This window comes from Pseudoalteromonas undina (assembly GCF_000238275.3).
Lineage (GTDB): Bacteria > Pseudomonadota > Gammaproteobacteria > Enterobacterales > Alteromonadaceae > Pseudoalteromonas > Pseudoalteromonas undina.
In genome coordinates, this window is the sequence record NZ_AHCF03000003.1 from 1,951,428 (window position 1) to 1,965,786 (window position 14,359).

Below are 14,359 nucleotides of genomic sequence, written 5' to 3' on the forward strand. Positions count from 1 at the left end.
TCGCTGCTTTTTGTCGTTTAATCGTAATTGAGAGGTAAAACTATCTCTCTGTGTGTTTAAATCGCGCTTTTCATCACCATATAGCTAGGTAATAGATGAAATTAACGGGTGCTATATTCTTATTTAATAAATTGATATTTATACTGATAAGCGCGACCAACTAAACCAAAGGAAATGTAATGAGTTTAATTAACGAAACCCATGATATAAATTTAACTAGCTGGGTAGCATCAGCAAATGATGCACAATGTGACTTCCCTATTCAAAACCTACCTTTTGCAGAAGTACGTCGCAAAAATAGCAATGAAGCTTTTCGTGGTGCTGTTGCCATTGGCGATCAGGTTATTGATTTAGCAAAAGTAAATGAACTCGGTATTTTTTCAGGTGACGCCCAAACAGCCGTTGCATCTGCAAGTAACCCGACTTTGAACGAGTTTATGGGATTAGGTGAGCAATATTGGTCTGCGCTTCGTTTAGCACTGTCTAAGGCATTACGTGAAGGCTCTGCTCATCAAGAGCAACTAGCACAAGCGCTTATACCACAAACCGAAATTGAATTTGCTCTACCGTGTCGCATTGGCGATTACACTGACTTTTACACATCAATTTATCATGCGACTGCCGTAGGAAGTTTATTCCGTCCCGATAACCCATTACTACCAAACTACAAATGGGTGCCGATTGGTTATCATGGTCGCTCATCGTCTATTGGCGTGTCTGGACAGCAGTTTCATCGCCCTAAAGGACAAACTAAAGCGCCAGATGCAGAAGTTCCTTCATTTGGTCCATGTAAGCGCCTTGACTACGAGCTGGAACTAGGTATTTACCTAGGTAAAGGTAATGATCTAGGCGATGCAATCGCAATTGAAAATGCTGAAAAGCATGTATTCGGCTTTTGTGTTTTCAACGATTGGTCAGCACGTGATTTACAAGCATGGGAATACCAACCGCTTGGTCCATTCTTAGCGAAAAATTTCGCATCAACCGTGTCTCCATGGATTGTTACCACCGAAGCACTTGCACCATACAGAACAAGCTGGACGCGTGATGAAAATGATCCGCAGCCACTTGAGTACTTAGAATCAACGGCTAACCGTGATCAAGGTGCATTTGATATTCAAATGGATGTTAAAATTCAAACACAAAAAATGCGTGATGAAGGCTACAACCCAACTCAAGTGTCTAAGTCTAGCTTTAAGCACTCATACTGGACTGTAGCGCAAATGGTAACTCACCATACCGTAAACGGGTGTAACTTTATGCCAGGCGACATGCTGGGCTCTGGCACGCAATCAGGGCCTACTCACGAAGAAGCGGGTTCATTACTTGAGCTTTCTCGTGGTGGTAAAGAAAAGATTACTTTAAGCAACGGCGAGCAGCGTAGCTTCTTGGAAGATGGCGACAACGTTATAATGCGTGGCTGGTGTGAAAAAGAAGGCTTTGCACGTATTGGCTTTGGCTTTGTAGAGAGCACCGTACTACCAGCAAAATAATATATAAAATCAATAAACTAGTAAAAAAGGGTTGTTGAATAAGCAGCCCTTTTTTATTAATTAAGCCGAAGTTACAATTTTTTTCTGGCTTTTTTAGTTCAAATTGCTATCTTGAATCCGTTAATAGCCAGTATTTATGTGACATGCCTGTATTTATAAAGTCTTTTTTTAATAAACATTTCCCAGCTCGTCAGCTGCTCATTCGCCAAAATGGTGAAGTAAAGCATGTTGTTTTGGCGCCTTGGTTACAGGTTTCTGCGCTTGCTATTATTTTCATTGCTATTGCATGGATCAGTGTTTCGAGTATCCGTGTTTATATGCAAACACACCAAATTTCTCATATCGAGCAAACTCAGCTTGATAAGCAAGTACAATGGCAACAAAAAGTAAAGCAACAGCAACAACGCTACGCATTGCAGCAAGAACAGTTAGCTGAACTTGAACAAAAACAAGCTTTACTTCAAGGTATGATTGAATCACTCCCAGCTTCTATCAGCAAAGATGTAATAAAATTAGAGGGTGAGCTTGAATCTTCTCCTATTAATGAGAACGAAAGCGAATTTCATGAGCCGCTCGAAGAAGATAAAACACAAAATAAGCATGCACAAAACAGTTTAACCAGTTTTGAGCAGCGCTACATCATGCTAAATCAGCAGTACGATACTAATTTCACGTTATTGGCTGCGCAGATTAATCAGCGCCATGATGCGATTATAGAAATACTCAAAGGCACGGGTCTTGAAAATGCACTGGCACAACATCTCGCGTTAAGCACGCAAACAACGGCGCAAGGTGGCCCGCTAGATATACTCGATGAAAGTAAAATTCCTAGTAACTTTCTAGTCATTGCAGATAAGTTGTTATTGTTAAACCAGCTAGAGAGCTTTTTAACTGAGTTGCCAAGTACCCTGCCCTTACCTGCTGCAAAATATTATATTTCCAGTAATTTTGGACTTAGAAAAGACCCAATGAATAAAAGGCGCGCTTTTCATAAAGGCATTGATTTAGCTGGGTGGCATAAAACAGAAATTTTTGCCCCTGCCGATGGCACGGTTCGTCGAGCTGGCCGTAATGGCGGTTATGGTAACTTTATAGAGTTAGAGCATAAAAACGGTGTTGTAACGCGCTTTGGTCACTTAAACAAAATTAATGTTAAAAAAGGTCAATTAGTCACAAAGCACGATGTCATTGGCTTAATGGGCAGTACCGGAAGAAGTACAAGTACTCATTTACACTATGAAGTATTAATAGACGACAAGCATGTCAATCCACTAAAAATAACAAAGGCGCTTTCTCGTGTTTGGTAAAAATAAACAAGCAAAAACAGACTCATCTATTAAGAGAGTGAGTCACACTCCCTCAATCATTTCTAATGATGTGCGTATAACGGGCTCTTTGGTAAGCCAAGGTGAAGTACAACTCGACGGACGTATTGATGGTGACATTAAGGCCGAACATTTAGTGATTGGCACCTCTGGTGTTGTTGAAGGCGTTGTTGAGGCAAGCAGTGTCGTTGTTAAGGGTAAAATCATCGGCTCTTTAAATGCAAGTGAAGTAAAGATCGAAAATAATGCTCATGTACTTGGCGATATATTTCATGACACCCTGAGCATAGAAGCAGGTGCTATTATTGAAGGCAGTTTAAAGCAGCGCTTTGAAAAAGAAGTGATTGAGCATGCTAAAGATAAGCCAAAACCAGCTCACGACGTAAAAGCCATTGTTGATAATGAAGACAGCGGGCTTTCGTTTGTTAATAAGCAGCCTGCAGCTAAAAGCTAGCTACATTAGTTTATAATGGTTTAGCCTGCCTGTTGGCTAAACCATTAATCACCTCTTTAAAATCCCGTTAGCGGCTTATACTCTTACTTTTTCTGTGTTATATACATGGTTATGTCTGCGGTAAAAACCAGTTCGTTACGCGTATTGTAAAGCTTTACCGGTACGACTAAATCTTCTTTATCAATCCATTGATGAGGCAAGTCAATTTCAGCGATAGCGGTAACATCAGTGTCTACCTTAGCCAGGTACTGTACTGTCATTCCCTTAGGGATCCAACGGTGGGTTTTATAAGGTACTGTTGCATCAACCATCACCCCCGCACACAGCTCAGCCAAATTACATTGTGCGATAGCGTGAATAGTGCCAATGTGATTGTGTACACGGCGTGTGTTTTTAACCACAGCACTACAGTGCCCTGCTTTTAAATCTAAAATAGTAGGTTTCATAGAGCCAAAGTAAGGCGCTTTAAAACATACGGCTTTACTAAACAGCCAGTTACCAAACGGCAGCTTTTTAAATTTATGCCACGTTTTTATTAATGCAGACTCATTACTCATTATTGTTTTCCCATTGTCTTTGCTTAAAAAGCAAATTAACACATCGGATCAGTTTAAAGAAGTGTGATACTTAAACAAAAATAATCATAATAAAGTTAAAAGTAGGTAACATGTCTGATGCATCGGTCATAAGCCCTTTCTTTTTCATCAGTCGCCACTTAAAATACCGACAAAAGGAGACCTGATGCAAACACAGCCCGCTAAACCAAACTTAATTTTATTACTGATCTTAGCGTTACTCGTCATTTTTTGTCCTATGGGCATTGATATTTATTTACCTGCCTTTCCTACTATTGCAGAGCAATTTTCAGTGAGCGAAAAACAAGTACAACAAACGGTGGCTATTTTTATGCTTACTGTTGGTTTGGGGCAATTAATTGCAGGCCCTCTTGCTGATCGTTTTGGACGTAAGCCGGTAGCCTTAACCGGTGTAACTTTATATGGACTGGCGGCATTAGGTGCATACTATGCTCCTAGCTTTTTAATACTGATGTTTGCTCGTGCAATTCAAGGGTTAGGCGCATGCGCCACCTTTGTTGTTGCTTTTGCAATAGTAAGAGATAAGTTTGGTAGTGAACGCAGTGGCCAAATAATTACCTACCTAAACGGGATCGTGTGCTTTATTCCAGCGTTAGCACCCATTTTAGGTGCGTGGTTAACCGTGCAGTTTGGTTGGCAAATGAACTTTCTATTTCTAACTGGTTTTGCATTATTAGGATTTATTGTCACCTTATTATTGTTTAGAGAAACACGCCCAGTAGACAGCCATTACCAGGGGCATATCTTAGATCTAAGGCGCTTTATCCCTATTATTTCAACTCCGTTATTTTTATTTAATAGCTTGCTATGTATGGTCACTATGTCGGCTATATTAGTATTTGTAACATTGGCTCCTGGTTGGCTTATTACTGAATTAGGGGGCAGCGTAGCCGACTTTACCTTTTGGTTCTCGCTTAATGCAGTGCTTAGTATTCTTGCTAGCTTTATCATGCCTATTTACATTAAACGCCAACCAAAAAGAGCACTAAAAGCAGGTCTTGTGTTGTTAGTGAGTGCAGGCTTACTGATGCTAGTATTAAGCCAATATAAAACCCCATTAGCATTAATGATCCCTATGTTTATTGCTGCCTTTGGTTTTGCTTTAACACTTGGCTCTGCCGCTGGACGAGCTTTAAGTCTGTTCCCTAAGCAAGCTGGCACCGCCTCAGCTCTTTTAGGAGCGATGCAAATGAGTGGGGCAAGTTTATTGGTGTTTATTACTCAATATTTAAACTTATCTACACCCGAGCTTATAGGCACACACTTTTTATTATTAATTCCCTTTTCTTACTTACTATTTCGTTATACTAAATATGCTTAGGCGCTAAAGCGTTTTCTATTACTCTTCAATTTTGGCTAATTCAGGTATTACCTGATTAGCCGCCCCTAATTCAAATACAAATGTATATTTTTTGTTTAATACTGGCTATTTTAAAGTTAAATAGTTTTGTTTTTGTAGATAAAATAGCTTGTTTTATGCTTTATATTATTTTACTGTCTGCTAAAGTTAACAATTAGTTAACCAATTAATTCTAGGATAATATAATATGAAAAAGAATAAACTCGCCTTAGCATTAGTTCTTACTGGTATTTGTTCAACAGGTGCTGCCCAAGCTGCGAACGATCGCTTCATCATCCAAGTTGATAATAATAAAAAAGGTGTTGTTAAAGCGCTGACTAAAAAACTAGGTGGTGACATTAAAGTAGATGGCAATGGATTCATTGCAGCCAAATTTACTGGACAAGATTTAAGTAGCTTAAAAGGCCTGCTTAACAACCCGCATATTAAACTCATTGAAGAAGATCATAAGCGCGTTCCTATGTCATTATTTAACGATGATGTAGGTGATGCCATGCAGCAACAAATTACGCCATATGCGGTTTATCAATCACAGGTTGATCAAGTTACTTTTGATGCCAATGCAGGCATGAAAGTATGCGTTATCGATTCAGGCTTAGATAGCTCAAACCCTGATTTTGTTTGGGGTAACATTACTGGCGATAACGACAGCGGTACTGGAAATTGGTTTGATAATGGCGGTCCACACGGGACGCATGTCGCCGGTACGATTGGTGCTGCAGATAATAACCTCGGTGTTGTGGGTATGGCACCGGGTGTGGCAATGCACATTATTAAAGTATTTAACGAAGCGGGTTGGGGTTACTCATCTGATTTAGCTCAAGCGGCTGATTTATGTTCTCAAGCAGGTGCAAATATTATTAGCATGAGCTTAGGGGGCGGTGGCTCAAACAGTACAGAGTCAAATGCGTTTGCTAACTTTACTAATGCTGGCGGCCTTGTAGTTGCTGCAGCGGGTAACGATGGTAATAACGTACGTTCTTATCCTGCGGGCTACTCATCGGTGATGATGGTCGGCGCTAATGATGCCGATAATCAAATTGCTGACTTTTCACAATTCCCAAGCTGTTCATCTGGCCGTGGTAAACGCGCAACTAATGATGAAACAATTTGTGTTGAAGTAACTGCTGGTGGTGTTGATACTCTATCGACCTACCCTGCGGGCATGGCAACAGCAGCGAGTATGTCGGCTGATGGCACAGCATATAATTCATCAGCAATGGAAAATGCAGGTCAAATCACTGCGAGTACCTACTTTATGGGAACTGGCGAAACAGTTGATCCAGCGGCGGCTGGTAAAGTATGTATGATTGACCGCGGCGTTATTTCATTTTATGACAAAGTCGCTAACTGTGAAAACTCAGGCGGTGTAGGTGCGGTTATTATCAACAATGAAGCTGGCATGTTATACGCAACACTAGGTGATACCAACGATACTACAATTCCCGCTGTAGGCGCTGCATTTGAAGATCGTAGTGCATTAGTCGCTAGTACAAACGTGACAATTAATATTGGCGCAACTGATTATGGCTTTATGAGTGGAACGTCAATGGCAACTCCTGCGGTTTCAGGTATTGCTGCGCTAGTATGGTCTAATCATAGTGACTGTACAGGCACAGAAATTCGCGATGCGTTAAAGGCAACTGCGCAAGATCAAGGGGCTGCTGGTCGTGATGATTACTTTGGCTACGGTATTGTAAAAGCGGCTGACGCTGATGCTTACCTTACAGCAAACGGCTGTGCGGGTGGCGATACTGGTGGTGTTGATCCAGAGCCAGGCGTAGATGCTATCCCTCTTAGCGCTTCAGGTTACAAATCAAAAGGCACTAAATTTGTTGATTTAAGTTGGAATGGCGCGGCAACAAGCCAAGTTGATATCTACCGCAATGGTAACAAAGTCATTACCACTGCAAATAATAATGCCTACACCGACAGCATTAATACTAAGGGTGGCGGTACCTATACATATCAAGTGTGTGAAGCGCTGAGCACTACGGTGTGTTCAAATAATATCACCGTTATTTTTTAATAAATTTAGCACTTCATTATGTTTAAAAGCATAACGACTAGTTTTAAAAGAACTTAGTATCATCAACTTAGCGGGCAATATGCCCGCTTTTTATTTTCCTCATTGCTTGATAAAATCATTTACCACTTCTTTTTTGTACTATTTAATGATCAACCCCGACTTTTTGCTCTCATTTTTACTCGCTAGCTTTTTAATGGCCGTTGCGCCTGGGCCATCAAACGCGTTTTTAATGGCGCAAACTTTTGCAAATGGGCGAAAAGCAGGTATGCAGAGTGCTTTTGGCTTTGCGTTAGGTGGCGTAGTACATACATTTTTTGCGGTTGTCGGTTTAAGCGCTATTTTAAAAGCTTCTGAAACTGCCTATGCCAGCGTACAATATGCAGGTGCAGCCTATTTATGTTACTTAGGGTTTATGATGCTTAAAGACACCTTTAAGCCCCCCATTTGCGAGCAAGAAGATAAGCCTCATGTTACCACCAGTAAAAACAAAAACGTGATGTTTCAAGCTATGATGACCGAAGTACTAAATCCTAAGGTGGCTTTGTTTTTTATTGCTTTTATCCCACAATTTGTAGACCCTAGCTTGTCATCTGCAACTTTTCAGCTGGCGTTTTTTGGGCTACTGTATCCAATCTTTGCTTTTCCTATCGACTGCACGTATATTTATTTCGGCGATAAAATAGCCCAGTTTTTTAAAAGTCACCCTAATAGCCAACTTTGGATAGATAGGTTCACAGGCATTGTATTTATTGCCTTGGCTATCAATTTATTACTCTAACTAATAAGAATCAGCATGGACCAAAAAATACAATCTCTTCCAGCTAAGAAAAACATAGCCCTTGTTGCACATGATGGAAAAAAAGCCGCGTTAAAATTATGGTGTGAAAAACACACTCCAATGCTAAGTAAACATAAGCTATACGGCACTGGTACAACCGGACATTTAATAGAAAAAACCACCGGTTTGAATGTCGTGCAATTACTCAGTGGACCTATGGGGGGTGATCAGCAGCTTGGTGCTAAAATAGCGGAACATGAAATTCATGTGTTAATCTTTTTTTGGGATCCTCTGGCATCTCAGCCGCACGACCCCGATGTAAAAGCATTGCTTCGATTAGCCGCAGTGTGGAACATTCCTGTTGCTTGTAATGAAGTAAGCGCTGATATGTTACTAAGCTCTCCCCTTATGGACACCGAGTTTGAGCGTTCTTTGCCAGATTACGAAAAGTACCTCGCAACCCGACAAATCTCTTTATAACAGCTTATTTATAAAGCATACTCGCCCATTTAGTCAGACCAGCGGTGACACTGCCAAAGTGATCACCGTTAACCATTTTAATGTCACCTAAGTGGTTTTTTAAAGCCGCTTTGATCAGTGGTGATTGCGCGCTACCACCCGTTAAATAAATTACATCTGGGGTGGTGTTTGCATCTGCAATGGCCTGTTTTGCTAATGTCACTATTTGGCTAATACTATCGTCAACGGCTAATGCTAATTCATTAATAGAAATATCTTTATCAAGTGATGAATCTAAAAATGTTAAATCACAATTAAAGTTTTCAGACGAGCTTAGTGCAATTTTTGCCGCTTCAGCTTGTTGAACTAATTGATGACCTTGCTTATTTTGCTGTAAATGGATGAGCCGTTTATATAAATCGGGCGCACTCACATCGCGTAGCTGTGCACTCAGTTCACGATAATGCTGAGCACTATAAAACTGACTTTGTAAATTCACATCGTTAATTTTACATGCTTGCCAAAATGCCTGATTAGGTAATGGTAAACCCGATTTAAAAGTACTGCCTAAGCCAAGTAACGGCATTAAACCATGATAGCTCAGAGCAATATCTAAATCATTACCGCCTACTCGCTTTCCGCTATGTGCTAAAAAGTCTGCATCTCGCTGTTGTTTATTTCTAAAGCTGGGCCCCATTTGTACAAATGAACAGTCACTTGTACCACCACCAATATCTATTACCAGCACTTTTTGGTCTTGCGTTAAATCACTTTCATAGTCAATCCCAGCGGCAAGTGGTTCATATAAAAATTCCACATCTTTAAAGCCGGCTCGGTTTGCTGCGCGTGTTAAAATACCCACGGCTTGTTGGTTTGACTGCTCACCACCAACCGCTTGAAAATTCACTGGGCGACCAATAACAGTTTGGCTCAGCGTATACCCTAACGATGATTCGGCACGTTGTTTTATTTTTAAAATCATTGCAGTGGCAATATCTTCAAAAAAATTAATTTGTCCTTGCTTTAAACCAGTAGCGCCAAAAAATGATTTAGGGGATTTTACAAAATAACCTTCTTCAGGAAATTGCACATATTCACTAATCGCCTCTCGGCCGATGAATAGAGTCTCGTCGCCGGCTTGTAGGTCTAGGTCTGATTTAATTCGCGTAAGCGTATTAAGTAATGGTTGGCGCGCGGTTTTATAGCCATGCTCATGCTCTGAGCCCTGCAAGTGCTGCGCTACAAAATCAACGACTAAGGCACTATGATGTGTGTATAACGTTGATGGAAGATAATGTTTGCCTTGCTCTAAAGGAATGAGCTGAACACGCTCTTCGTTTAAAACACCCATAGCACAATTAGAACTACCATAATCAAAACCAACGAACATAGATCACCAAACATCACTAAAAAGGCCGCGCAATTTAGCATAATTGCTAAAAAATATATACTGAATTGGCCTACACTCGTTATTTTTCGGGTCTTTCCCGTAAGAAGCTGGCAAAACGCGGCAAGCCATTTTTAGTGTACCCGTGGTATCGATAAGTAATTGTTGCGCCTATAGCTGGCGGATACTTTCGCTCTTTATCGCTAAAACCCGTACCAATAGAAAATGTCAGCCCTTGTTTTGTCTGTACTTTCAATGCACCAAGCATTCCTGCGTATTTACCTTTACCCGGTAAATGTTCAATCACTAACGCTTCGGCATCTAAATAAGGCTTGAGTTTTAACAATGCACTAGAGCGACCAGTTGTATGCTTAGCCTCTGCTAAATGAAGCATAACGCCCTCGCCGCCTTGTTTAGTAACCTGATTAAAATAATTACTGAGTTGCTGATTGTCGCTAAATTGATATTGCTTAACCGCTTTAATATGGGGACTATTTAGCTTAGTAATAAGTGACAAGTAATTTTGATAACGACGGTGAAAAGGCATGCTTGTATCTGGCATATCAAACACCTGATAAGTAACGGTTTGCCATTGCAAATCGTTGGGTATTTTTGTTCTGACAATACCACTGAGTACAGAAAATTGACCTCGTTTGGTCCATAACTCACCATCTAACCAAATATCTGGCAAAGGGGCTGTAAACCAATCAGGCGGGTTTATGGAGTTGCCTTGACGGGTTACAAACTGCTTTCCCGTCCAGATTGCTCTTACTCCGTCATACTTTTCACTCACCAAATATTGACGAATATCCTCATGCTTAGTTTCATCGTAAACATTAGCAAGTTGCACTGGAGGCAATTGCGCCAATAAGCCCGTACTAATGAGGGTTAAAAAAGTAAACAGCGTTGCTTTAATCATTGCTGCATCCTTGCAAATTTAAATATGGCTTAAACTATAGTTGAGATTGAAGCCAGTGCCAAAATTCTTCAAGGCTTTGCATTTGCTGTGTTGCTTTACTAAGGTCGTGCTCCTGTGTATGTTTATTAGCGATAGCTATCACAGCTAAAGCAGCATTATTCGCTGCGGTTACACCGGTGAAAGTATCTTCAACGGCAATCGCATTTTGTGCAGCAACCTGCATATTTTTAAGTGCTAATAAGTAGGGATCACCGGCAGGCTTTGGATTAATTACATCATCTTTAGTTACCACGGTATCGAATAAATTATAAAACCCTAATCCTTTTAGTATTGGCTCAGCTTCATGCCTTGCGCTGCCTGTTACTAACGCCATTTTTAAACCTTGCTCTTTAACCGCTAACAGAACATTTTCAGCATAAGGCATTAAAGGCGGTAAATTGGTTTTAACGTACTCACTAAATAAGCGATATTTTTCATCCGCTAAATAGCGGCTATTTACCGACAAATTATGAGCTTGTTTTATTTCCTTTGCAGTGTCAATAGTAGGACGTCCCGAAAAGCGCCGACAAAAATCATCTTCTTTATAACACACACCAAAAGGCGCAAGTAATTGGCTCCAACAGTTATAGTGCACACTTTCAGAGTCAACCAAAGTGCCATCCATATCAAATAATACCGCTTCAATTGACATACTTTTCTCCTTGTTATTTAACCTAAACTTTAGGTAATAAAAAAGGTGCCTAGGCACCTTTTATTAATTTGTGTTACTCAGCCAAACCTGCTGGCGGCTCAGCATAAGCGTCTTCGCCGGTATCTACATCAACTAACTCATAACCTCGGGCTTTGCGCATTACTTTAAGTATCGGCTTTTCGAAGGCGGTTTTTAAGCGCTCAGCATCATCTTTTAACGCATCTAATGTGGTTCCAAATGGTGCAGCACCAGTCTCTGACCAGTTAGTTACTTTACCATTTAAGTTATATTCCACTTCGTGTATTTGATATTGCGCCGCTTCATCTTTGGTTGCTTCACAATAAATTACACGGTAATTCCAAAATCCAGCCATTACTTTTTCTCTTTAATAAACATATGAGCGCTACTTTAGCAGCTCTACAAAAATAAAAAAGCCTGCACTAGGCAGGCTTTTATCAATAATTACAATTTAACGTTAAATTTATCGATTAGAAAAAGTTAACTTTAAATTCAGCGCCAATATAACGCTCTTCGTTAACCATGGCTGTATTGTTATTAAAATCAACACCACCAATTGCTTGCTGCTCGTCAAACATATTACGCACGAATGCTGATACTTCATATTCGTAATCGCCTTGTGCCCATGCATAACCGGCACGTAGACCAACTTCAGTTAGTGGCTTACCTTCAAACTCAACTGATTCATATAAGAAAAAGTCAATTTCACTGCGGTACGACACATCAGCGTAAGCAAAGAAATCACCTTCAGCGAGTTCTTTAGTGTAACGAAGTGTGATGTTAGAGATCCACTCTGGAGCATGCGGTAAGCTGTTACCATCTAAAATAGCACGATCTTCAGGACCAAATGCACCTGGTACTTGGAAGGTAGGATCAGTAACAGTACACTGTGCACACACTGCAACGGCTAAATCTTTGTCTTTAAGCTCTGTTTTGTTGTAGCTTAAATTAAACGTTGCATTTAGCTCATCCGTTAACACCCACTCAGAATCAATTTCGAAACCGTAGCCAGTTGTTTTATCAGCATTTAATAGGCGGTTAAAGTTAGCACCACCACCTACAGCAGTTAGCTGTTGGTCATCCATAGTGTAATAAAATACGGTTGCATTTACACGGCCTTGGCCATCTAACACATCAGATTTAATACCTGTCTCGTATGACGTAACAGTTTCTGAATCAGCAACGGTTACTTCATCACCAAATAAGATACGACCCTGAAGACTTGGTGCACGGAAACTGTTAGCAATACGACCATACCAGTTTACGTCATCGTTGATTTTGTAGTTAGCTGATAAATCCCAGCTTACGTGATCATCGCTAACATTTTTTTCAATGTAAGTAGCAGCACCACCTACAGGGCTAAGCGTACGATTTGCTGAGAATTCTTTCTCATCGTCTGAATAACGAAGGCCCGCGGTTACTTTCAAGTCATCAGTAATGGTGTAATCAACTGAGCCGAATACAGCCCATGCTTTAGTATCTTGCTGCTGACTAACAAAACCGTTTAATACGCCATTATTGGCTGTATCATAGCTAAAGTTTTCAATCGTTAATGCTTCGTCGAAGTAAAAAACACCCACCTGGTAATTTACGTCACCGGCAAAGTTGCTTGATAAGCGAAGTTCTTGCGTGTATTGGTCTTGATCTGGAATACCATCAGCACTTTCTGAAGAGAAAGGAATAAAGCCAGGGCCCATTGCAACTGGAACATCATTGATAGAGAACCCACCGTAGCCACCATCGATGTCAGCACGAGAGTAAATTTCTGCACTTTCCCAACCAGAAATTGACGTTACTGTATGATTAGCTAAGTCCCACTCAAGCTTAAGGCTTGCACCTTGCGATTCCACTTGCTGCGTCGCACGAGATGCGGCATCGTGATACACCACGTCATTTTCAAAACCATCAACTAAATCGTTAGTACCAGGTTTGATAGTGTTAGCACGAAAGGCAATTGGAGAGCCATCTAAATCACGAACATGGTAATTAAATAATCCAGTGAAATCGTCACCTTCATATAAAAATTGAATACGGGCTGCTTGTTCAGTGTAGCCACCTAAGGCATCTTTTTGCTCAAAACCTGGTGCACGAATATCAATGTAATCGTCTTTATCTTGCCAAAGTACTGAAACACGTGTTGATAAACGATCTGTTAATGAACCACCAACAGCACCTTCAAAGTCAACAGCACCACGACTACCGTAAGATACAGAGCCATAGCCTTCAAATTCTTGGCTTGGTTTTACGGTATCAAATTTAACTAGACCAGCCGGTGTATTACGACCAAATAATGTACCTTGAGGACCACGAAGCACTTCAACACGTGCTACGTCAAATACAGGGAAACCTTTTAAGATTGCGTTTTCTTGTACAATTTCATCAACCACAAGCGACACTGGTTGCGAAGCATTCAAATCGAAATCAGTGTTACCAAGGCCACGTACATAAAAGCGTGGGAATGAACGGCCAAATGAAGATTCAATAGATAAACTTGGGATTTTCGCATTCATAAAACGAATATCCATACCAGCTGAGCTGTAAGCATCTAAGCTATCGCCTTGCAGGGCTGAAACAGCAACAGGCACTTCTTGAGCGTTTTCTACTCGTTTACGAGCAGTAACTTGAATAACTTCTAGTTGGTTCTTCTTAGCAGTAGTTTCTTGCTCAGCAGCTACGGCTGAAATTGACGTACCTGCTACGGCAGAGAACAACGTTGCATTGATAAGGGTTGCTAACGTAGATCTTTTCATTGCTTTCATGTCGGGGTTAACCTTTTTAGTGCACTCTTGTTCAACGGTTGATGTGTTGCGCAATTAAATAATTACGGATTCAGTCAATTTTTCGCGACTT

General features: G+C 40.7%; 13 protein-coding genes. 7 read left to right on the forward strand and 6 right to left on the reverse strand.

The window, feature by feature from the left end; translation table 11 throughout:
• Window positions 1-179 precede the first annotated feature (179 nt).
• The 3 genes from fahA (at window position 180) to PUND_RS12630 (ending at window position 3,272) form a co-directional block, all read left to right on the forward strand.
• Window positions 180-1,493, forward strand: coding sequence for a fumarylacetoacetase (fahA, locus tag PUND_RS12620; protein ID WP_010391256.1), 1,314 nt, complete (start codon window positions 180-182; stop codon window positions 1,491-1,493).
• Between the two features lie 143 nt (window positions 1,494-1,636).
• A complete protein-coding gene (locus tag PUND_RS12625) occupies window positions 1,637-2,800 on the forward strand; it encodes a M23 family metallopeptidase (protein ID WP_010391254.1) in 1,164 nt (387 codons plus the stop codon).
• Complete coding sequence (locus tag PUND_RS12630; protein ID WP_008109555.1) at window positions 2,790-3,272, forward strand: bactofilin family protein; 483 nt, start codon at window positions 2,790-2,792, stop codon at window positions 3,270-3,272. The genes PUND_RS12625 and PUND_RS12630 overlap by 11 nt, the downstream gene beginning before the upstream one ends.
• Before the next feature lie 83 nt (window positions 3,273-3,355).
• Here the strand turns inward: PUND_RS12630 and PUND_RS12635 are convergent, their stop codons facing one another.
• A complete protein-coding gene (locus PUND_RS12635; protein WP_008109556.1) occupies window positions 3,356-3,829 on the reverse strand; it encodes a hotdog fold domain-containing protein in 474 nt (157 codons plus the stop codon).
• A gap of 184 nt (window positions 3,830-4,013) precedes the next feature.
• Between PUND_RS12635 and PUND_RS12640 the strand changes: the two genes are divergently transcribed.
• From PUND_RS12640 to PUND_RS12655, 4 genes are all read left to right on the forward strand, one after another.
• Entirely contained in the window at window positions 4,014-5,189 is a 1,176-nt protein-coding gene (locus PUND_RS12640; RefSeq protein ID WP_010391252.1) for a multidrug effflux MFS transporter, read from the forward strand.
• 226 nt (window positions 5,190-5,415) lie between these two features.
• Window positions 5,416-7,257 carry a S8 family serine peptidase gene (locus PUND_RS12645; RefSeq protein WP_010391251.1) on the forward strand — a complete coding sequence of 614 codons (1,842 nt, stop codon included), beginning with the start codon at window positions 5,416-5,418 and terminating at the stop codon, window positions 7,255-7,257.
• A gap of 145 nt (window positions 7,258-7,402) precedes the next feature.
• Window positions 7,403-8,035 (forward strand): LysE family translocator, encoded by a 633-nt coding sequence (locus PUND_RS12650; RefSeq protein ID WP_010391250.1) that lies wholly within the window; start codon window positions 7,403-7,405, stop codon window positions 8,033-8,035.
• Between the two features lie 15 nt (window positions 8,036-8,050).
• Complete coding sequence (locus PUND_RS12655) at window positions 8,051-8,515, forward strand: methylglyoxal synthase (protein ID WP_008464686.1); 465 nt, start codon at window positions 8,051-8,053, stop codon at window positions 8,513-8,515.
• A gap of 4 nt (window positions 8,516-8,519) precedes the next feature.
• Here the strand turns inward: PUND_RS12655 and yegD are convergent, their stop codons facing one another.
• The 5 genes from yegD to PUND_RS12680 form a co-directional block, all read right to left on the reverse strand.
• Entirely contained in the window at window positions 8,520-9,884 is a 1,365-nt protein-coding gene (yegD, locus tag PUND_RS12660) for a molecular chaperone (RefSeq protein WP_010391247.1), read from the reverse strand.
• A 79-nt stretch (window positions 9,885-9,963) separates the two neighbouring features.
• Window positions 9,964-10,800 (reverse strand): DNA ligase, encoded by an 837-nt coding sequence (locus tag PUND_RS12665; RefSeq protein ID WP_010391246.1) that lies wholly within the window; start codon window positions 10,798-10,800, stop codon window positions 9,964-9,966.
• 34 nt (window positions 10,801-10,834) lie between these two features.
• Window positions 10,835-11,491 (reverse strand): HAD family hydrolase, encoded by a 657-nt coding sequence (locus tag PUND_RS12670; protein WP_010391245.1) that lies wholly within the window; start codon window positions 11,489-11,491, stop codon window positions 10,835-10,837.
• A gap of 73 nt (window positions 11,492-11,564) precedes the next feature.
• A complete protein-coding gene (locus tag PUND_RS12675) occupies window positions 11,565-11,864 on the reverse strand; it encodes a hypothetical protein (protein WP_008109576.1) in 300 nt (99 codons plus the stop codon).
• 115 nt (window positions 11,865-11,979) lie between these two features.
• The gene (locus PUND_RS12680) at window positions 11,980-14,268 is read right to left on the reverse strand and encodes a TonB-dependent receptor (RefSeq protein ID WP_010391244.1); all 2,289 of its coding nucleotides are present in this window, start codon (window positions 14,266-14,268) and stop codon (window positions 11,980-11,982) included.
• Window positions 14,269-14,359: the final 91 nt, after the last annotated feature.

Coding starts and splice junctions, on each gene's coding strand:
- PUND_RS12650 (WP_010391250.1), top strand. CDS start 7,403: ATGATCAACCCCGACTTTTTGCTCTCATTTTTACTCGCTAGCTTTTTA.
- yegD (WP_010391247.1), bottom strand. CDS start 9,884: ATGTTCGTTGGTTTTGATTATGGTAGTTCTAATTGTGCTATGGGTGTT.
- PUND_RS12665 (WP_010391246.1), bottom strand. CDS start 10,800: ATGATTAAAGCAACGCTGTTTACTTTTTTAACCCTCATTAGTACGGGC.
- PUND_RS12680 (WP_010391244.1), bottom strand. CDS start 14,268: ATGAAAGCAATGAAAAGATCTACGTTAGCAACCCTTATCAATGCAACG.
- PUND_RS12675 (WP_008109576.1), bottom strand. CDS start 11,864: ATGGCTGGATTTTGGAATTACCGTGTAATTTATTGTGAAGCAACCAAA.
- PUND_RS12670 (WP_010391245.1), bottom strand. CDS start 11,491: ATGTCAATTGAAGCGGTATTATTTGATATGGATGGCACTTTGGTTGAC.
- PUND_RS12640 (WP_010391252.1), top strand. CDS start 4,014: ATGCAAACACAGCCCGCTAAACCAAACTTAATTTTATTACTGATCTTA.
- fahA (WP_010391256.1), top strand. CDS start 180: ATGAGTTTAATTAACGAAACCCATGATATAAATTTAACTAGCTGGGTA.
- PUND_RS12655 (WP_008464686.1), top strand. CDS start 8,051: ATGGACCAAAAAATACAATCTCTTCCAGCTAAGAAAAACATAGCCCTT.
- PUND_RS12635 (WP_008109556.1), bottom strand. CDS start 3,829: ATGAGTAATGAGTCTGCATTAATAAAAACGTGGCATAAATTTAAAAAG.
- PUND_RS12625 (WP_010391254.1), top strand. CDS start 1,637: ATGCCTGTATTTATAAAGTCTTTTTTTAATAAACATTTCCCAGCTCGT.
- PUND_RS12645 (WP_010391251.1), top strand. CDS start 5,416: ATGAAAAAGAATAAACTCGCCTTAGCATTAGTTCTTACTGGTATTTGT.